Source organism: uncultured Bacteroides sp., from assembly GCF_937912035.1.
Taxonomy (GTDB): domain Bacteria; phylum Bacteroidota; class Bacteroidia; order Bacteroidales; family Bacteroidaceae; genus Phocaeicola.
Genome location: NZ_CALDPF010000033.1, coordinates 1 through 20,689 on the forward strand (window position 1 = coordinate 1; position 20,689 = coordinate 20,689).

A 20,689-nucleotide genomic window follows, 5' to 3' on the forward strand; every position below is an offset into this window, starting at 1 on the left:
GCAGATACTGTCTGTTCACTTCCAGAATTTTTTCGTCCGAACAGAAGATGTAGGCAATCTCTCCCACGCGCAAACCGTACGAGGCGGCTACGGCTTTTATCCATTCTGTAGTTTCTCTCTTTTTGATGTCGGGCATTTCAACCCCGTCTGTCTGATAAGTTATCATAAATATGTGTTTTGTTTTTAGTTTCTTTTCTGATGTAAAAGAGTTCCAATAAAAACGTCAAGGCGTTTTAGTCAAAACGACAGTACGTTTTATTTAAAACGACGAAGCGTTTTATCCGAAGAACAAATAGCATATAAATATGGCTGAAATTATTCCTGCCAAGTCAGCCAATAGTCCGCAAGGAACAGCATGTCTTGTCTTGCTTATTCCTACACTTCCGAAATAAACTGCGAGGATATAGAATGTAGTATCAGTTGAGCCCTGGAAGATACAAGCCATACGTCCTACGAATGAATCTGCACCGTATGTTGTCATTGCATCAACCATAAGTCCGCGTGCACCGCTTCCGCTCAAAGGTTTCATAATGGCTGTAGGCAGTGCCGCTACAAATTCGCTGTCTATTCCACACCAGCCAACCAATGTGGCTACTCCGTTGATGATATAATCCATACTTCCAGAAGCGCGGAACACCCCTATTGCTACAAGTATAGCTACCAGATATGGTATGATTCTTACAGCTGTGGTAAATCCTTCTTTCGCACCCTCTACAAACGCATCGTAAACATTGACTTTCTTGCGTATTCCCGTAAGTATAAAGCCGATAATAATCAGGAACAGGAATACATTTGCGGTTGTAGTGGAATATATATCAATCATCTCCCTTGAAAGCGTAGTGAAGAAATATATTATTCCTGCGATGAACAGGCTGGCTCCACCCAGAAACAGCAGTATAGTTCTGTTCAGAAGATTGATTTTCTGATAAACGCTTACGGCGATAATTCCTGCCAATGTTGAAAAGAACGTAGCAAGCAGTATCGGTACAAATACATCAGTAGGCTGTGCAGCTCCAAGTTGTGCCCTATACACCATTATGCTTATCGGAATAATGGTAAGTCCGGAGGTATTCAGCACAAGGAACATTATCATCGGATTGCTGGCTGTGTCCTTTTTTGTGTTCAGCTCCTGTAGTCCTTCCATCGCTTTCAGTCCTAACGGAGTGGCGGCATTGTCCAGTCCCAGCATATTAGCTGCAAGATTCATGAAGATACTTCCTGTAACCGGATGTCCTTTCGGTATATCGGGAAACAGCTTTGTGAATAGCGGACTCAGTACCCTTGAGAACATATTTATCACTCCCCCAAGTTCCCCAATTTTCATAATACCGAGCCATAAAGACAACACCCCTGTCAGTCCCAGTGAGATGTCGAACGCTGTCTTAGCTGAGTCGAATGTAGAATTGATGATAGCCGGGAAAACACCTGTGTCTCCCATAAAGACCAGTCTTACTGTTGCCACTACGAATGCTATAAGGAAAAATGCTATCCAGATGTAGTTCAATACCATAAATCGTTTATCGTTTTTTGGTTATAAATCAGTTAGAAAAATCTTTTACAAAAATAAGTATTTTAATCAGAAAAAGATAATTTTGCCGTTACTTAAACTTAAAAACTCATCCGCTTATGTTCAAGTTTAAATATTTACGGTGGCCCCTGCTCCTGCTGCTCTTTCTGTTTGTAATTCTCTCGTCGCTGAATGTCGGTGTCGCAGAGTTTTATTCACGAAGCATTTATCCGTCATTATCATATGTGCTTTCTGCAATATCATCCGTTGTGCCGTTTTCTCTCGATGAGATAGGTATTTTACTGATGATATTGTCGATCGTAGTATTTCCGTTTGTATGGCGGATACGCAGAAAACTGAAATGGAGAACGGTTCTATTGCGTGAGGCAGAAATGCTTTTATGGATATACGTATGGTTTTATATCGGTTGGGGAATAAACTATTATCGTGAGAGTTTTTTCACAAGGGCCGGTGTCTCTCCTGCTAAATACGATGAACAGCGTTTTAAAGATTTTCTGTATTCATATACCGACAGTCTGAACAGATACTGTTGCAATATTGATACCGTATCTGCAGAGCATGTTCATGAAGAAATAAAATTATCTTACAAAAAAGTGTCTGATGTTTACGGGCTTGCCACTCCCCGTTCGTTTCAACATCCAAAGACACTGCTTTTCAATTCTCTTTATTCCGGTTCTGGCGTTCTCGGGTTTATGGGACCGTTCTTTGCTGAGTCGCATATCAATATGCAGATTACTCCGTTGGAATATCCTTTCACATACGCTCACGAACTTTCCCATCTCTTGGGAATAAGCAGTGAGGCGGAAGCAAATCTTTGGGCATATCAGACCTGTCTTCTTTCTTCCGACGCAGAGATTAAGTACAGTGGCTATTTCGGACTCTTTTCATATGTGCTGATGAATGCGCGGGGTTTGTTAAATGAAGAAGATTATAAAAACTGGATTTCTGGTGTCCGACCGGAAGTGATAAAACAGTATCAGGAAAAACGCGAGCATTGGTCGTCTCTTTATAGTCCGTTGCTTGGCGAGATACAGTCGGCAATGTATGAACTTTATCTGAAAGGAAATAGAATTTCGTCAGGACAGAAAAATTATGCCGAGGTTGTCGGGCTTTTGTTGTCTTTGCCTGACGAAGGTATAAAAATGCTTGCTGAGAATTGAAAAAATCGGGTATCTGTACGTGATGACTCTGATTTTTTAATTCTCGCAAGCCTGCCAATAGCTGTATTATATACTGTTTTGTAGCATTCTGTAGATGAAATGCTCGTAATACAGCACTTAATGTAACATAAGTATTAAGAATATTTGTGTGTGGCTGTCTTTTTGATACTATTTAAGTTGGGGTTATTATTGATAATCTGGAGAAAATTCCTGATTTAGCCTTCCTGTTGCCCTTAAATACTCTGTTTCATAAATTTTATACTGCGTTTGTGCTTCAATAAGATTACTTTTTGCCTGCTTCCACTGAGACTGTGCATCGAGCAAGTCAGTAAGCAGTGCCATCGAAACATTATATTTGTTATTGGTTACTCTCAAATTCTCCTCTGCCTGTTTAAGTCCAACTTCTGCTGTCCTGATAAGCTGGTAACCGTCGTAAACATTTTTCAGAGCGCTTTGAGCTTCCAAAGTCATAAGCCGTGAGTTCTTGCTTAATTCCAGTTCCGCATTCTTGAAATCAAGCTTTGCCTTTTTCACTTTCTTCAGATTTGCTCCCCACTCGAATATCGGAATTTTTACAGACAGCATTACCGCCCCTAACCCATCGCGGAATTCCTGCGAGTATGGCACCATGGTTCCGTTGCCTGCGTCAACCATACTGTTAAGCTTGATATTGCCGTAATAGGTATATCCTGCTACAAGTCCTATTGTTGGCAGCATGTTTGCACGCGACATCTGTATTTGCTTTTGGGTGGCGTCCATCTGATGCTTGAGCAGATTGAGTTCAGGGCGTTCGTTAATATCCGCTGTCAGAAGTTTCGGCTCATTAACGTGTATCGTTGTGTCGGTAAGTTCAATTTCAGCATTTGAGTCTATGCCGGTAATTCTGCATAGCGACATGCGGCATAAGTCCTCTCCGTTCCTGGCTTTCTGTATTTGGTATAAAATGTCGCTTCTGCTTGCCTCTATCCTAAGGAGTTCGTTCTCGGTGCTCAGTCCTGCCCCGACAGCGGTTTTTACTTGAGAGAAAAGCGAGTCCATCTGTTCTTTATAACTGTCCAGCATTTTTACCTTTTGTCTGACGGCAATCAGTGTCCAATAAGCATTGTCGGCTTCTACCAGCACGTCCATCATTGTCATTCTTTTCTGTTCGGATGCTATAGACTCTCCCAGTTTTGAAAGCTTCTTTCCTGTCATTATCTTCCCTCCTGCGTATAGTGGTTGAGTAAGGGTTATTCCTGCCATATACATTCCTCGCATTCTGAGGTCCATACCCATCATGTCCATATCTGGAAATATGTATGTTCCGGTGGCTGAAGCCTCGACTTTCGGCAGAAAAGCCGAAGTCGCTATTTTATTGTCCAGTTGTGACTGCTGGTATTTATGTTCAGCCTGTTGCAGAGATTCGCTTTGCGATAAAGCCATTTCCCGACAAGAAGCCAGGCTTAGCTTTATAGTCTCCTGTGCTTTTATGCTTATATCCTGGATAAATATAAAAGCCGTTGTTGTAAATAATATTTGAAAAAGTCTGTTTATCATTTTTATAAAGATTGATGTATGTAATTAAGCTTTCTTTATATTGAAAAGTACTGTATAGAAGATTGGTAACAGTATCAATGTGATAAGTGTACCTATTGCCAGTCCTCCCATTATGGTTATAGCCATAGAGCTGTACATCGGGTCTGTAATCAGAGGTATCATGCCTACTATTGTAGTGAGTGATGCCATCAATACCGGGCGTACCCTAGATACGGTAGCTTCTATAACTGCAGTATATGGCGTTTTCTTTTCTTCAGTCTGTAGTCTGTTTATTTCATCCACAAGTACAATCGCGTTCTTGACCATCATACCTATCAGCCCCATCATACCTATGATTGCCATAAATGTCATAGGCTGGTTTGTTATCAATAATGAAGGGACAATGCCGCAAAATACAAACGGGAAACATATCAGAATGAGTATAACCTTTTTCCAGCTGTTGAACAGCAACAGAAGAATGGCAAGGATTATGAAGATAGTAATAGGTACATATTTCATCAAGTTGTTGATGGCTTCTCCCTGTACTTCTCCTTCGCCTACCCATCTCATGCTGTATCCTGCCGGTAGGTCAATGGCTTCAATCTCCTCTTTTATTGATTCTACCACTTTAGCCGGTGTGGCTTCGTCAATTTCTGAGTTTGGGTCACATTCTGCTTCTATGACCCTTTGTCCGTTTAAGCGCATAACTATGTCTTCATCCCACTCCATAGTTATTCCTTCAGCTACACGGCTTAGAGGTGTGGCACGGAAAATCTTGTCCTGCAACTCACTCATTCCTTTTCCTCCAGCAATGGTAGAGTTAAGCTCGTCGTTAGACAGATGAAGGTTCATCATGCTCCATACAGGAATATTGTTCAAATCGTCTATACGGCTTCCGTCTTCGTTCCTTACAAGCATGTTTACTACGATAGTCTTGTCCTGATCATTGATTGCTCCTACAGGCATTCCGTCTGTGGCAGCCATAAGGGCATTGGCAATATCACTTCTTCCTACTCCTGAGCGTAGCGCATCCTGTTGTAAATATTTTGTGACGTACGATTTGCCGTATGGCTTCCAGTTGTTTTGTACGGAATACGGGTCAACATATTCGCATCTTTTCATTATATCCTCTGCTTTGCTGCTCAATTCTTTCAGTATGGCAGGGTCCGGACCTGCAAATTCCACCTCGACAGTGTGTGATGTAGAGATTGAGAAATTATACTTCCTGCAGCGTATGTATGCGTCCGGATACTTTTCTCTCAATTCACGCCTTATTTCGGGTATCTGTTTCACTACCGTATTATAGTCTTTGCAGTCGATAATCAGCTCGCCGTAGCAGTCACCTCCTGAAGTCATAGGTCTTACAAGGCAATAGTGTGCAGGGGCGCTTCCCTGACTGACAGCGATTCTTTCTATATCCTTACGTTCGGACAACAGACTGCTCATCTCCAGAAGTTTGTCACGTACTACATCCGGACTGGTGGCAGAAGGGAAAAAGCATTCCACTACATACTGTTTATAGTCGAAATCAGGGAAAAACAGATTCTTGACTTTGCCCATTCCGGCAAAACACAGTATCAGTATCGCGAATGCGACTCCTATGGCCGTTTTTTTATAGTCTATAAGCCGTGATATAGTGTTACGTACGAACTTGTGTACAGGTGAATTCATTATTGTCTTATTACCATTTTCGGCAGTATGTTCCCTTGCCGGCAACCATGTCTTTGCGCATACCGGCACCTGCACAAGAGCCAGTATCCAGCTTGCCAGAAGACTAACACATAATACCAGGAACAAGTCACCGGAATACTCTCCTGCCGAGTCGGGCGACAGATATACACACAGGAATGTTGACGCCGCAATGATAGTGGCACCGAGCAATGGCATGGCAGTGTTCTGTCCTATTCTGTAAAGGTAATTCTTTGGCGCAAGTCCGCGTTTCTTATCAATAAGGATACCGTCCATTATTACTACGGCATTATCCACAAGCATACCCATAGCCACTATGAATGCACCCAATGATATTCGTTGCAGTGTAGTTCCGCATACCAGCAGTATAGGGAAAGATACTGCAACCGTAAGTATCAGGCCGAAACCGATAATCAGACCGCTCCGGAATCCCATAGTGAATATCAGTACCAGTATTACTATGGCCACTGATTCCACCAGATTCCACATGAAAGAAGAAATGGCATCTTCTACTTTATCAGGCTGGAAAAATATCTTCTCGGTATTCATTCCCGCAGGGATATTCTTCATTACTTCTTCAAGACGCTTGTCGACAGCCTTTCCTACATCGGGCACTATGGCCGACGATTCCATTGCGATACAGATTGCAAGTGCCGGCTTGCCGTTGACGAAGAAACCGTTCCTTTGAGGTTTGGAGTATGTTCTTTCAATTTTGGCTATATCTCCCAGTCTAAGTGTTTTGCCGTCTGTGGTCTGTATCAGAAGATTCCTGATGTCGTTTTCATCCTTGCTTTCTGAATCCACATAAATAGGAATAAGTTCGTTTCCGCTCTGATATTTTCCGGCATTTACTGTCTTAAAAGCTCCCTGCAAAGTGGACATTATTTGTGTAGGTATTACCCCATTTCTTGAAATCTGTTCTTTTGACAGAGTGATATTAATAACCTCATCACGGTTCCCTACAATATTTATTCTTTTCACACCCTTTACGCCGGACAGCTCACGCTTAATCATTTGGGCATATTTGTACATTTCCGGATAATCATATCCGTCGGCGGTAAATGCGTAGAAGATACCGTAAACGTCCATCATGTCGTCTATCACTATAGGGTCATAACATCCCTGTGGAAGTCTGGACGATGCATCGTTCACCTTGCGGCGCAGCAGGTCAAAATGCTGTTCCAAATCTTTGGTAAGGACTGTCATCTGGAATTCCACCGTAAACATTGCCATTCCGTTTCTGCATTCGGTCTTTATCTTGTTTACGTTAGGCAGTGCGCGCAATTCCTCTTCCATCATCAGAGCCACTTTAAGCTCTGTTTCGTGTGCGCTTGCTCCCGGATATGGTACTATAACCATAGCCTGTTTTGCTGATACTGCCGGGTCTTCAAGTTTAGGCATCTGGATGAAAGAAAGTATTCCGGCAATTATTATAGCTGTTACGAACGACCAGAATTGTATTGGCCGTTTCATAAAGTATTCTGTAATTCTTATCATATAAGTCCTCCGACATTGCTTTTTTCAGGTTGTTCTATGACTGTAACTTTCTCTCCTTCCTGTAGTGAGTTTACACCTGCACGTATTATTTTTTCCGTACCGCTCAGTCCTTTTATTACTGTAATCTGGTCTCCTGAAAAATTGTTGTCAAAGGTTATCACTCTTTTTTCTATTGTAGAATCCTCTTTCAGTATCCATACGCATGAGTTGCCACTGCTCATGAATACCGAACATAACGGTATCTTGAATCCACCCTTGCCTTTATCCATCTCGTCTATAGTCAGACGTACTTCAATATTCATTCCCGGGGTAATCTTTTTTTCTGGCTTCTCTCTGAATTTCAGATTTAACTGATATAACTGGTTTCCGTCGGCTTTTGGCGACAGACTTAAAAAATCCATATGATATGTCCGTGATCCTTTTTCCGATGCAACCACACAGTCATAACTTGTCACATTATTGATAACCTTATATATACTTGACGGCAAATCCGTTTTTACTTCCAGATGCGATACGTCGAGGAAAGTAAACATTGCTGTACCGGCATCAACCATTTCTGCAGGTGAGAAATTTACCGACTGTATATATCCGTCTGCCGGTGCATACAGTCTTGTATATTCCAACTTGTTTTTGTTGACCTGCAGCTGCACTCCAAGCTGTCTGAGTCCGGCAGATGCCTTTTCATAATCATTTGCCGATACACTTTTCTGTTCGAACAGCTTTCTTGTCCTTGCCACTTCGTCTTTCAGCTGATCATATTGAATCTGCAGTGCCTCTACCCCGAGTTTATAATCCTCGTCATCAAGTTCGGCAAGCAACTCTCCTTTTCTCACGTACTTACCTTCTTCTACGTGAATGCGTTTTATCTGTCCGGCAGTCTTGAACCCAAGGCTGATTTCGTGTGCTTCGCGTACTATTCCTGAATAACTTTTTGTAATGGTTTTACACGATGGTGTAGGACTTGTCACCTCCACGCTATGAACAGGTAAAGATGTTTTTTTCTGTTCACCGCATGAGCAAAGCAGGCATAGCAGTAATGCCGGCAGACATAGTAATTTTTTCCTTTTCATTCTCAATATGCTTTTTATGTTTATAATATGCTTTTTTATGATGCAAAATTGAGTATTTATTTATATTATTGTATTATCAAAAAGAATAGCAAATTGGTCTAAAGGATTGATATAATATGTGTAACTGTTTATTTTATATATATTTGTTCTTCCAAAGGTATAATATGATTTATGATGAAAGAAGAGAACGTTATTTTGAACCTGAATTTGAGTGATCTGTCGAAACAGCCCGGAGCTCAGCATATTGATAACAAACTGATACTGATAGATAATTTTGATTATTCGGAAAATGAGAAACATGTCAGAGGATTGTCTTTTGTAAACTATCCTATGAAATTATCTTTTACAATAGCTATTCTTATAGTGTCGGGAGGTATCAATGTCAAAATCAATTTGGAGGATTTTGAAGCGCGTGAAGGTGATGCCATTACGGTCTTTAAAGGAAATATAGGCGAATTCTGCAGTATGCTACCGGATACACGCATGGCTGTAATAGCTTTTTCCGATGATTTTTTCAATGTGGTGAAAAATATTGACACGGCACTTTCCATACAGCAGCATATTTATACCAATCCGGTATTGCATCTTGACAGAGGATTCATTGATGAGGCTTTGGATATATACAAAAGGATGAAATCGAAACTGGCTGAGACCGATAATTTATTTCGCGAAGGTGCTTTGCACGGCTACACCCAGGTATTGATGTATAACTCCTATAATTATTTCACCAAAATGAAAAATAACGTGGAAGATACTTCAGAGTACAATAGAAATCAGGAGATTTACAAACGTTTTATGCAAGCAGTGCAGAAGAATTATATGCAGGAGCGCAGTATAACATATTATGCCGATTTATTATGTATCTCTCCGAAGTACCTTTCACAGGTAATAAAGAATGTTACCGGAAGGCTTGCCGGTGAGTGGATAAGAGACTATGTGATACTTGAGGCTAAAGCGTTGCTGAAAAGCAATAAATATACGGTACAGCAAGTATGTGATATGCTGAATTTTGCCAATCAGTCTTTCTTCGGAAAGTATTTTAAAAAGAGAACTGGAATGTCTCCTAAAGCTTATATGAAAAGTTAATGAAAAACGGATAGAGATTGCCCGCTATAGCAATTCTATCCGTTATATCAGTATTATAATTAATTTTATTCTGTCACTGGTATCACAAACTCACCCGTTTTCAAGCCATTCGCAGATGCACGCAGGCGAATCTTGCCCGGCTTCTCTCCTGCCTGAACTATCACAGTGAGCATACCGTTGAAAGCATGCATCTGCGGTTTGTGGAACAGGTCAAGACATGTAGGGTCGCCATTAGCCGAAGCTTTATATTTTCCTTCTCCGTCTACACGGAAGTTCACCATACGTCCGTCTGTAGGACATAGATTGCCGTCTTTGTCTTCAATACGGAGAGTGACGTATGCCAAATCTTTTCCGTCAGCCTTAAGCGATGTATATTCAGAAAGCAGTCTGATGCGGTAAGGTTTCCCTGCTGTATGTAACGATTTTTCAGCGACTTTGTTTCCGTTGCTGTCGTATGCCACCACCTTTACTTCTCCCGGCTGGTACTTGACATTATGCCACATCAGGCGGTAACGGTTCACTACTGTAGAGTCATTCTTCGTTCTTTTTCCCTGGCTTACACCGTTAACAAACAATTCTGCCGAAGGATAGTTGGTATAGACGAATACAGGTATATCCTTACCTTCATATCCTTCCCAGTTCCAGTGCGGCAATATGTGAAGTGTCTCGGCATTCTTATTCCATACACTTCTGTAAAGATAATATCTGTCTTTAGGAATGGATGCAAGGTCAATGATACCGAACATCGAACTGTGGTTAGGCCATGCGTCTGTGTCATACGGGCTTGGTTCGCCCAGATAGTCGAATCCGGTCCAAACGAATTGTCCTATAGTCCATTCATGGTCTTCTGCCAATGCGAAATCAATGTCAGGAATATTCGACCATGAACAGTATTCAAGGTCGTATGAAGACGACTGGTGGTCGTCGTATATAGCCTGAGCCTTCTTGACAGCCGGGAACTTGTAAACGCCACGTGAGCTTACTGTAGAAGAAGTTTCCGAGCCCAATACAATGTTTTGTGGAAGTCTTTCGTATGCCTCTTCATATCGGTGTGCACGATAGTTGAATCCCGGAATATCAAGCATGGCTGCAAATCCGTTGTTCAGTACACAGCTCACCTGGTCCATTCCGCAAGTGACAGGTCGTGTAGGGTCTTCCCTATGGCAGATATCCTGAAGGAATTTGGCAACTTTATAACCCTCCGGACTGCACTGGGTAGGAACTTCATTACCGATACTCCACATCACCACGCATGCATTATTACGATACTGTCTGAGCATGTTCACCATATCCTTTTCTGCCCATTCGTTGAAGAAACGCTGATAGCCGTTGTCGCACTTGGCTATGTCCCATTCATCAAAAGGCTCGATCATCATCATGAATCCCATTTCATCGCAAAGTCGCACCAGTTCCGGCGCAGGCATATTGTGGGCCGTACGTATCGCGTCGCATCCCATATCCTTCAGCAGTTTCAATTGGTGGTGCAGAGCCGATACGTTTACAGCTGCTCCGAGCGGTCCAAGGTCATGATGATTGCATACACCCTGGAACTTGCGGTGCTTTCCGTTAAGGAAGAAACCCTTGTCGGCAATATATTCTATGGTTCTGATTCCGAAAGTTGTGGTGTATTTGTCCTGAAGAGTGTCATCGGCATAAATCTCCGAAACAGCCTTATAAAGGTTAGGACTTTCAGGTGACCACAGCAAAGGATTGTTCACTATAAAATTCTGAGTGAACGGTTGCCCGTGGTTGATAAATCCCTGATTGTTCTTTTCGGCCACAATTTTTCCGTCCGGTGAGTATATCTTTGTGATTACTGTCAGTTTCTTCTTCTCAGCATTTATTATCTCTGTACGGAGTGAGACCGAAGCATAATCCTGTCCAACGTATGGAGTTGTAATCTGTGTACCCCATACAGGGACGTGTATCTTTTCTGTTGTCACTATATGTACGTTTCTGTAAAGCCCTGCACCCGGATACCATCTTGACGATTGCGGTCTGTTTTCCAGTCTTACGGCGAGCACATTATTCTTTCCGTTCTTATTTATAAGGTCGGTAACATCGCAGTGGAAAGAGTTATATCCCAAAGGCCAGAAGCATGCCTCTTGTCCGTTTACGTATACGCGAGCCTCGCTCATTGCACCGTCGAACACAAGAGTTGTCTGCTTGCCTGTCTCCACATCGAATACTGTTCTGTACCATCCCGTGCCGACGTATGGCAGTCCTCCTGTACGTCCTGTCTTGACAGAAGCCTTTGTCTCCAGATTCTGTGTCACAGCTACATTCTGCAAGTCATTATTTCTGTCGAAAGGTCCGAATATGGCCCAGTCGTGTGGAACAGTCACATTCTCCCATTTGCTGTCGTTAAACTCAGTACTCTCGGCTTGCGGCGCATCACCTTTAAGAAATTTCCATCCTTTCTCCAGTGTTGTAATATTTCTTTGTGCATATAGACTTGCTGTAAAGGCAGAAGCCAGAAAAAGAAAAACGGTTATTGGTTTTGTTAGTTTCATGTGATATAAGATTTTATATTTTGTATATTATTAACTTGGTCAACTGTTTACAAAAATACTTACATTTATATCATTGGCATAATTCTATCATATTCTTTTTGTATTTCTTTCTATTTTTTGCAGTTTACCATTATTTTCCTACCGTTTACCACCATTCGTAATAGTACCTGTTTTTCATCAATATATAATCATTAATTTTGTATCAGACAATTGAAAGTTAAACATCTAAATTTATACGATTATGAGAACAAGATTAATGACATTGGTAGTAATGTTGGCTGTTTCTATGAGCAGTTTTGGTTTAATGGCTCAGAATAATCAGGATGCACCTGTACAGAAACGTGCAAAACAGAGACCTACACCAGAACAGATGATGGACCGACATGTGAAGATGATGGAGAAGAAACTTGTAATGGACGATGCTACAGCTGCAAAATTCACTCCATTATATAAGGAGTATCTTCAGGCTATGAAAGACTGTCGTCCGGCCGTAAATAAGGATACGAAAAAAGCTGAGATGACAGATGCCGAAATAGAGAAAGCTATACAGGACAGATTTGATGCAAGACAGAAGGCGTTGGATGTACAGAAAAAGTACTTCAAGAAGTTCAAGGAAGTACTTAATGCAAAGCAATTACAAAAGGTATTCCAGCAACCATGTATTGGTGGCGAGATGAGACCGGGCATGATGCATCATAAGATGATGAAGCCTGTTGATAATCAGAAATTTATGAAGCGTGCTAATAAAGGGAAATGCCCATTGCAGAATAAGTGAAATTTAAAATTCCAACTCATTTAAGTTAAAATGCCCCGTCATTCAAATTTGAATGACGGGGCATTTCTTTGAGAAAACTTATTCAGAAACGAATGTTACAATAGATCTGGCTGTTATATTTATCGTCTCATTCTCTTTACAGTTACCGATTGGTTTAAGTTTTTCATTTTCAGCATCCGAAGTTCTGTACATCTTCCATTTCCTTACTTTCTGGTTCTCAATGTCGAATGATATATCCTTGTCTTCATTCGAATAATTGATAACGACGATACTCCATTTGCCGTTTTTGTTTTTATAGGCAGAAAGCATTAATCCTTCAGGGTCGGTATCTCCTTCAGGAATTATTTCTCCCTTTTTGTTTTTGGCTATGACTCCCATTCTGAGTGCATTCGGTCTTATGAATCGGCTGTAATTACCTAGTGCCCACATTAGTCTTGAGTCTTTTACTTCTCCGTCAGAATTATTCTCATTGGGATATTCTCTGATAAGTCCGTCTTTATAGTCACCGCCTACGGCTCTCCACCATTGCCAGCTTTTTGCTCCTGCATAAACTATATCGTGGTGGATTATTCTGGCTACGTACAATGCTGTTTTCATTGTGAAGTCGTAACCGCCACCGCCACCAATCTCTTTATCGTTACTCATTATACATGTCTCTGTCTGCCAGAACTTGACGTTGTATTTGTCCAGTGTATCCTTTAGTTGTACCCTGAAGTTTCTCAGATTATTGATTGGAGTGTTAGTCCAGTAACTATGGCCGACAATCATTCTCGGAACATTAGGAGTGTCGCCGAGATATGTAGCTGTACTGTCAGGATTGAAGAACGACTGGATGTGGTAACCTCTTTGCCAGTCTGCCATGTGTGTGCCAAACATACATCTGTAGTCGGACGATTCGTTTACCAGGATCTGTGTATCAATACCTCTCTTGACGAATTCCTTGCTTATAAGTCTTACCGCGCGTGCTATTTCTCTGTTTGTTGCAGGACTGCCTTCCTGTTTTGGACCTGTCCAGTTCCAGTGTCCGTCTGGCTCGTTTACCGGGCATAGATAATTGAATTTTATTCCATCATGCTTTTCCACTCCTTCTACGACATCGGCAAGGAAGACTGCAAAATCATCGTAACAATCATCTTTGAGATTAAAAGTGCCGCCTCGTCCTGTATTTGTGGCTAGTCCGTTTTTTGTAAAATATACAGGTGGAGAATTAAGAAAGGCAAGAAATCTGTTTACACCTCTTTCTTTGGCCAGTTTCAGAAAGTTTCTCTGTCCTTCTTGTTTGTTCCAATTGTAGGTGCCGTCTTCATTACGGAAACATTCCGTTCTTGTTCCAGGGTTGATCTGACTTTTGTCTCCCTGTTCTGCACTTCCTGCTCCAACATTAAATCTCCATAGACTCAGACCAATTCCTTTAGGTTGTCCGTTTGCGTCGTTCTCAGTACTGAAGAGCCAGTCGGCAACCTGTTCTTGTTTTTCCTTAGACCATAATCCTATTCTGAACATGCTCCATGCATCCGATGCACTGAAATATTCTATCTGTTGCTTTGGATTGGATGTCTGGATTATGTAGGAAGTCTTCTCTTTTGCATTTGCACAAAGTGAAGATACTGACATGATAGTTAATAAAAACAGTTCTTTTTTCATTATATTTAGATTAAAAAAATTGTTCTATGTCACAAAGTTATATATTGCAGAACAGAAAATACGTATATATTTCAGTTGAATATGGACTAAAAATTAGTGTTTATATATTACCATGTCTAAAAAAATCGCAAACATGTAAAATGTGAGCTATAATCTAATTTGAGAAAACCATTTGAGGTCAAGTTTATCTGTATCTCTCCACTATCTCCATAATAGCCTTGCCGTATTTCTCCACAGTCTTCTTGCCGATACATTTGACGCGGAGAAGTTCACGCTCATTCTTTGGCATTAGGTTGGACAGGCCGATAATTGCTTTCTGCTGGAGCACTGTATATGCCGGTAATCCTTGGTCAGCAGCCTCTTTTCTGCGCCATTCCACCAGTGCACGATACAGTTCCATATTTTCGATGTCGCTGCTTTCAAAAGGAATCTTCTTTTCTGTTTTTTCACGTTTTTTGCTTGCTGTGGCTTTTGCCTCTTCCATACTTAATATGGCACGTTTGCGAAGAAAATCCTGTACGTGGAAACCTTTGTCGTGTACATGCTCCATGAGGGCACACTTTATTCTTACTGCATCCGTCAGTTCTTCGAATGCCGTTTCTATTCTTTTCCTTATTTCCTTGTTGTCCGATGTTATGTCCGTACTGTCCAGTAAGTCCTGAAGTGGTCTGAGCATTTCGGTAAAATATTGTGACGCGCTGTATATGCGGTCCTGAAGCGCTTTGTCCGTCTCGCAGTCGGAGGCCAGTGCAGTCATACGCATGTATTGGTTTTCGAATTTGGAACTAACTTCCGTTATAGACTGTTTGAAACGTTCGGCTTCATTCTTATACATTTCAAGCTGTTTGGGGTATGTCTTGTACAGATGTTCGTCTATAAGCCTGATATAATGGTTTAGTGATATTTCCAACTGCCTGAATCCGAATAGCTGTTTCAGCAGGTCAGTGAAATACGCTCTTTGCATGGCAGAGCATTGCTCCATGGTAGGAGTGGTTTTGCGTTGTTCGTCGGTAAACGAGTCTATCACTCTGTCGCTTATCACAGCTCCGGCAGAGATTGGCGAGCTGAGTACCAGGCCCTCAAGAGTACGGCATCGGCTCAGTGCAACATATGCCTGACCGTGTGCAAAGGATGATGACACGTCTATTATGGCCTTGTCGAATGTAAGTCCCTGACTCTTGTGGACTGTTATCGCCCATGCCAGTTTCAGAGGGTACTGCCTGAATGTGCCTTCCACTTCTTCCACTATCTCTTTTGTCTCTTCATCCAGTGTGTATTTGGCATTTGCCCATTCGGCTTCTTCAAGATTTACCTTGGTTCCGGTTTCGTTTACAGTCACTTCTATTCCTTCATTCGAAATATTTGTAATGAGGCCTATAGTTCCGTTGGCATAACGGTGCATACCCGATATGTCGTTTTTCACGAACATCACCTGTGCACCTTTCTTCAACTCCAGTTCAAGGTCGGTAGGGTATGAATAGTCCGGAAAGTTTCCATCTATGGTAGCTTTGAACTTATAGCTGCGTGTAGGTAGTTCGTCCAGTTTTCTCTGGTTTATCTGTTGTGCCTGCACGTTATGAGTAGTGAGGCGGATATATCCGTCATCATTATTAGGATTGAAGCCGGGTATATATCTGTTGTTCAGCTCTTTTATGTCATTGGCCGTACAGCGGTTTTCCCTTATGGCATTCAGCAGCGAGAGGAAGTGAATGTCGCTCTGGCGATAGACTTTCTTTAGTTCTATGGTGCAGAATGAAGTCTCTCTTAGCGCATGGCTTGAAAAGAAATACGGCGAGTCGTAGTATTCCGAAAGCATCTGCCATTCCTCGTTCTTGGCTACTGGTGGAAGCTGCTGTATGTCGCCAATGAGCAGAAGTTGCACCCCACCGAACGGTTTGCTGTTTCGTCTGAACCGGCGGAGCACATCGTCAATGGCATCCAGAAGGTCGGCACGAACCATACTTATCTCGTCTATCACAAGCAGGTCAATACTTCGCATGATGTTCAGTTTCTCCTTTCCGAAGCGGAAACGGTATTTGGCATCACCTCCGAATGCAGTTCCCGGAATGTACGGTGCAAAAGGAAGTTGGAAGAACGAGTGTATTGTCATTCCTCCTGCATTGATTGCGGCTATACCGGTAGGTGCAAGGATAATCATTCTCTTGGGAGATTCTTTAACCAGTGTTCTCAGGAATGTAGTTTTACCTGTACCGGCCTTCCCGGTCAGGAATATGTTTGTACCTGTCTGTGCTATCAGTGCATTGGCGAGCTCGAGTTCCGGATTTGTATTCATGTGCGATTCGCTTTAATTCAAGTATATATGGCAAATATAGTTTATTTGTTTCTTTCATCAACCTGGAAAATTTATTTTGTGCTGTAGAAATGATATTTTATTCCTTTTATTATCTGTAAATATAACTTGTATTTATACAAACCACACTGTAATTTCTATAAACAACAGTGTGGTTTATAAAAACATAACTTTAGTTTATAGAATAATTAAGCATACAATATGTTTTTTATACTAAAGATTTTTCTTTTTAGCTCCCAATATTAATTTCTTATTTAGAGTAAAGTCCTTATTTTTACCGTAACAGTCATGAAATAAGCACAAAAAATATTAACTTTACGCCGAAATTTCAATTTAACAAAAATGGCCATTATCATTAAGAAAGTCAGGACGAAGAAAGATTTTCGCACTTTCATTCGTCTCAATTATGAATTATACAAAAACAATCCTTATTCCGTACCTGATTTGTACGACGACATGGTGAACACTCTAAGCAAGGACAAGAATGCTGCATTCGAGTTCTGTGAGGCTGAATATTTCCTTGCATTTAAGGATGATAAACCGGTAGGTCGTGTGGCAGCCATTATCAATAACCGTGCCAACGAGACATGGAACAAGAAAGAGGTACGTTTCGGTTGGATTGACTTTATCGACGACGCGGAGGTGTCGAAAGCTCTTATCGATGAAGTGGAAAAGTGGGGAAAGGAAAGAGGTATGGAATATATGGTAGGTCCGCTTGGATTTACCGATATGGACCCTGAAGGAATGCTTGTAGAGGGATTTGACCAGCTGAGTACTATGGCAACTATATATAATTACCCATATTATCCTGCCCATATTGAGAAACTTGGTTTCGAAAAGGAAGCAGACTGGGTGGAATTCAAACTCAAAGTGCCTGAAAAACTCCCTGAAAAGTTTGTACGTATATCAGAAATAATTCTTCAGAAATATAATCTCAAGATCAAGAAACTCACCCGTAAGGAACTGAATGAGAAAAATTACGGTCAGAGGATATTTGATCTTATCAACGAGGCTTATGCTCCGCTTTACGGCTTCTCAAAGATGACTCAGGGACAGATAGACCAGTACATAAAGATGTATCTGCCTGTGATAGACCTGCGTATGGTGTCGCTTGTGGAAGATGCCCAAGGTGAGCTGGTGGCAGTAGGTATATCAATGCCTTCATTGTCTGTGGCGCTTCAGAAAGCTAAGGGAAAGATGTTCCCTTTCGGATGGTGGCACTTGCTCAAAGCCTTGTTTATCAAGAAACCTAAGATACTAGATTTGCTGCTCGTAGGAGTGAAGCAGGAATATCAGAGTAAGGGTGTGAACGCACTGTTGTTCTACGACCTTGTACCGGTATATAAGGAAATGGGATTCGAATACGGAGAAAGCAACCCTGAACTGGAAGAAAATAAGAAAGTACAGTCGCAGTGGAGTGCATTCGAATCTGTACAGCACAAGCGTCGTCGTGCTTATAAGAGAAAGATTAATTGAGTTTTTATATACAATGGATGAACTGAATCAGAATATTAATGCTTCGGAACCTCAAGTGTCATATACGGAAGAGAACATTCGTCACTTGAGCGACATGGAACACGTGCGTACCCGTCCGGGTATGTACATCGGACGTCTGGGCGACGGCTCGCAGGCGGAAGACGGTATATATGTGTTGCTCAAGGAAGTGGTGGACAACAGTATTGACGAATTCAAGATGGGGGTAGGAAAGCGTATCGACATCACTCTGGAAGATAATCTCAGAGTGTCAGTGCGCGACTATGGCCGTGGTATCCCTTTGGGAAGCCTTGTGGATGCAGTGTCCATGTTGAATACCGGAGGTAAATACGATACCAAGGCTTTCAAGAAGAGTGTCGGACTTAATGGTGTGGGTGCTAAGGCAGTGAATGCACTGAGTGTGAAATTCATTGCGCGAAGTGTACGCGACGGACAGATGCGCGAGGCAATTTTCGAAAGGGGAGAGCTGGTGAGTGATACCACTTCGACTACTGACGAGGAGAATGGTACGTTTATCTTTTTCGAACCGGACAATACCCTATTCCTTAACTATCATTTCCGTCCGGAGTTTATCGAAACGATGCTCCGTAACTATACTTACCTCAACACCGGTTTGTCTATATATTACAACGGACGACGTATCGTCAGCCGTAACGGACTTGAGGATTTGCTGAACGACAATATGACTGCACAGGGTATATATCCTATAGTGCATATCACAGGCGAGGACATCGAAATAGCATTCACTCACAGTCCTCAATATGGCGAGGAGTATTATTCGTTCGTCAACGGACAGCACACCACTCAGGGAGGTACGCATCAGAGTGCCTTCAAGGAACATATAGCACGCACCATAAAGGAATTCTATGGAAAAAACCTTGAATTCCAGGACATACGTAACGGTCTGGTGGCTGCTATAGCGATAAACGTGATAGAACCTACATTCGAAAGCCAGACAAAAATCAAGCTCGGTTCGCTTACAATGGCTCCTGAGAAAGATTCCGACGGCAATCCTTATCCGCTTTCTGGAGTAAGTGTGAATAAGTTTGTGGGCGATTTCATAAAGGAGAATGTCGATAACTATCTCCACAAGCATCCTGATGTGGCAGAAATATTGCTGCAGAAGATACAGGAATCGGAGAAAGAAAGAAAAGCAATTGCCGGAGTGACAAAGATAGCACGCGAAAGGGCAAAGAAGGCAAATCTGCATAACCGTAAGCTGCGTGACTGCCGCATACATCTGAATGATGTGAAGTCCGGCAAGAAGGACGAAGAAAAAGACCCGCGTCTGGATAGTGCCATATTCATCACCGAGGGTGACTCTGCCAGCGGTTCAATAACAAAGAGCCGCGATGTGAATACACAGGCTGTATTCAGTTTGCGGGGTAAACCGCTCAACTCTTTCGGTCTTACCAAGAAGGTGGTTTACGAAAATGAGGAATTCAATCTCCTTCAGGCTGCACTCAACATCGAGGATGGTCTGGACGGACTTAGATATAATAAGGTGATTGTGGCTACCGATGCCGATGTCGATGGTATGCACATACGCCTGTTGATGATAACATTCTTCCTGCAGTTCTTCCCCGATCTGATAAAGAAAGGTCACGTGTATATACTTCAGACTCCTCTGTTCCGTGTGAGAAACAGGAAGAAAGGTACATACGTTACACGCTACTGTTACACCGACGAGGAAAGACTTGCCGCTATTGATGAACTAGGACCTAATCCGGAAATAACCCGATTCAAAGGTCTGGGAGAAATATCTCCTGATGAGTTCCGTAACTTTATCGGCGAAGATATGCGTCTGGAGCAGGTGACTCTGAGAAAGACTGATGCCGTGAAGGAACTTCTGGAATTCTATATGGGAAAGAACACCATGGAGAGACAGAACTTCATCATTGAAAATCTGGTGGTAGAGGAAGACGTAAATTTATAAATCAGATGAAAAAAGCAATATTCCCCGGTACCTTCGATCCGTTTACTATCGGACACTATTCGGTAGTGAAACGTGCCCTTACCTTTATGGACGAGGTGGTGATAGGTATCGGTATAAATGACAGCAAGCGCACATGGTTTCCTACAGAGAAACGTGTGGAGATGATAAGCAAGCTCTATGCAGACGAGCCTAGAATAAAGGTTGCCGCATATTCCGGCCTGACAATAGATTTCGCCCGCGAGTGTGGCGCGCAGTTTATTGTGCGCGGCATACGTACCGTTCGCGATTTTGAATACGAAGAAACCATTGCCGACATTAACCGCAAGATGGCAGGCATAGAAACCATTCTGCTGTTTACCGAGCCTGAACTGACTTCGGTAAGCTCCACTATCGTGCGCGAACTTCTTCAGTTCGGCAAGGATGTAAGTCCTTTCTTGCCTGAAGGTATGAAACTTTAATTTTACCAAGATA

At 42.1% G+C, this 20,689-nt stretch carries 13 protein-coding genes and 1 pseudogene; 6 read left to right on the plus strand and 8 right to left on the minus strand.

Going from position 1 to position 20,689, the window contains the following annotated elements:
• Both Q0486_RS08150 and Q0486_RS08155 read right to left on the minus strand, forming a co-directional pair.
• Positions 1–166: pseudogene (locus Q0486_RS08150) on the minus strand (rRNA maturation factor); the annotation flags it as partial.
• Between the two features lie 111 nt (positions 167–277).
• Positions 278–1,510 (minus strand): spore maturation protein, encoded by a 1,233-nt coding sequence (locus Q0486_RS08155; protein ID WP_299231951.1) that lies wholly within the window; start codon positions 1,508–1,510, stop codon positions 278–280.
• A 116-nt stretch (positions 1,511–1,626) separates the two neighbouring features.
• Between Q0486_RS08155 and Q0486_RS08160 the strand changes: the two genes are divergently transcribed.
• Positions 1,627–2,688: a DUF3810 domain-containing protein gene (locus tag Q0486_RS08160; RefSeq protein ID WP_299231953.1), complete on the plus strand. Its 1,062-nt coding sequence runs from the start codon at positions 1,627–1,629 to the stop codon at positions 2,686–2,688.
• 186 nt (positions 2,689–2,874) lie between these two features.
• Here Q0486_RS08160 and Q0486_RS08165 read toward each other — a convergent pair whose 3' ends face one another.
• The 3 genes from Q0486_RS08165 to Q0486_RS08175 are packed head-to-tail and all read right to left on the minus strand — an operon-like array spanning position 2,875 to position 8,459.
• The gene (locus tag Q0486_RS08165) at positions 2,875–4,224 is read right to left on the minus strand and encodes a TolC family protein (RefSeq protein ID WP_299231955.1); all 1,350 of its coding nucleotides are present in this window, start codon (positions 4,222–4,224) and stop codon (positions 2,875–2,877) included.
• A gap of 24 nt (positions 4,225–4,248) precedes the next feature.
• Positions 4,249–7,365 (minus strand): efflux RND transporter permease subunit, encoded by a 3,117-nt coding sequence (locus tag Q0486_RS08170; protein WP_299231957.1) that lies wholly within the window; start codon positions 7,363–7,365, stop codon positions 4,249–4,251.
• Positions 7,366–7,385: 20 nt separating this feature from the next.
• Complete coding sequence (locus Q0486_RS08175; protein WP_299231959.1) at positions 7,386–8,459, minus strand: efflux RND transporter periplasmic adaptor subunit; 1,074 nt, start codon at positions 8,457–8,459, stop codon at positions 7,386–7,388.
• A gap of 171 nt (positions 8,460–8,630) precedes the next feature.
• Here Q0486_RS08175 and Q0486_RS08180 point away from each other — a divergent pair, with 171 nt between their 5' ends.
• Complete coding sequence (locus tag Q0486_RS08180) at positions 8,631–9,545, plus strand: helix-turn-helix domain-containing protein (protein WP_299231961.1); 915 nt, start codon at positions 8,631–8,633, stop codon at positions 9,543–9,545.
• A gap of 65 nt (positions 9,546–9,610) precedes the next feature.
• Here Q0486_RS08180 and Q0486_RS08185 read toward each other — a convergent pair whose 3' ends face one another.
• A complete protein-coding gene (locus Q0486_RS08185; protein WP_299231963.1) occupies positions 9,611–12,058 on the minus strand; it encodes a DUF4982 domain-containing protein in 2,448 nt (815 codons plus the stop codon).
• 241 nt (positions 12,059–12,299) lie between these two features.
• Here Q0486_RS08185 and Q0486_RS08190 point away from each other — a divergent pair, with 241 nt between their 5' ends.
• The gene (locus tag Q0486_RS08190; RefSeq protein WP_299231965.1) at positions 12,300–12,833 is read left to right on the plus strand and encodes a hypothetical protein; all 534 of its coding nucleotides are present in this window, start codon (positions 12,300–12,302) and stop codon (positions 12,831–12,833) included.
• Positions 12,834–12,911: 78 nt separating this feature from the next.
• Here the strand turns inward: Q0486_RS08190 and Q0486_RS08195 are convergent, their stop codons facing one another.
• Positions 12,912–14,477 (minus strand): glycoside hydrolase, encoded by a 1,566-nt coding sequence (locus tag Q0486_RS08195; RefSeq protein ID WP_299231967.1) that lies wholly within the window; start codon positions 14,475–14,477, stop codon positions 12,912–12,914.
• 184 nt (positions 14,478–14,661) lie between these two features.
• Entirely contained in the window at positions 14,662–16,770 is a 2,109-nt protein-coding gene (locus tag Q0486_RS08200) for an HRDC domain-containing protein (protein ID WP_299231969.1), read from the minus strand.
• Between the two features lie 360 nt (positions 16,771–17,130).
• Here Q0486_RS08200 and Q0486_RS08205 point away from each other — a divergent pair, with 360 nt between their 5' ends.
• From Q0486_RS08205 to coaD, 3 genes are read left to right on the plus strand one after another with little or no spacing between them, the layout of a single operon-like run.
• On the plus strand, positions 17,131–18,264 hold the full coding sequence (locus Q0486_RS08205; protein ID WP_299231971.1) for an N-acetyltransferase: 1,134 nt from the start codon (positions 17,131–17,133) through the stop codon (positions 18,262–18,264).
• A gap of 13 nt (positions 18,265–18,277) precedes the next feature.
• Entirely contained in the window at positions 18,278–20,218 is a 1,941-nt protein-coding gene (locus tag Q0486_RS08210) for a DNA topoisomerase IV subunit B (RefSeq protein WP_154044723.1), read from the plus strand.
• 5 nt (positions 20,219–20,223) lie between these two features.
• Positions 20,224–20,676 carry a pantetheine-phosphate adenylyltransferase gene (gene coaD / locus Q0486_RS08215; protein WP_299231974.1) on the plus strand — a complete coding sequence of 151 codons (453 nt, stop codon included), beginning with the start codon at positions 20,224–20,226 and terminating at the stop codon, positions 20,674–20,676.
• Positions 20,677–20,689: the final 13 nt, after the last annotated feature.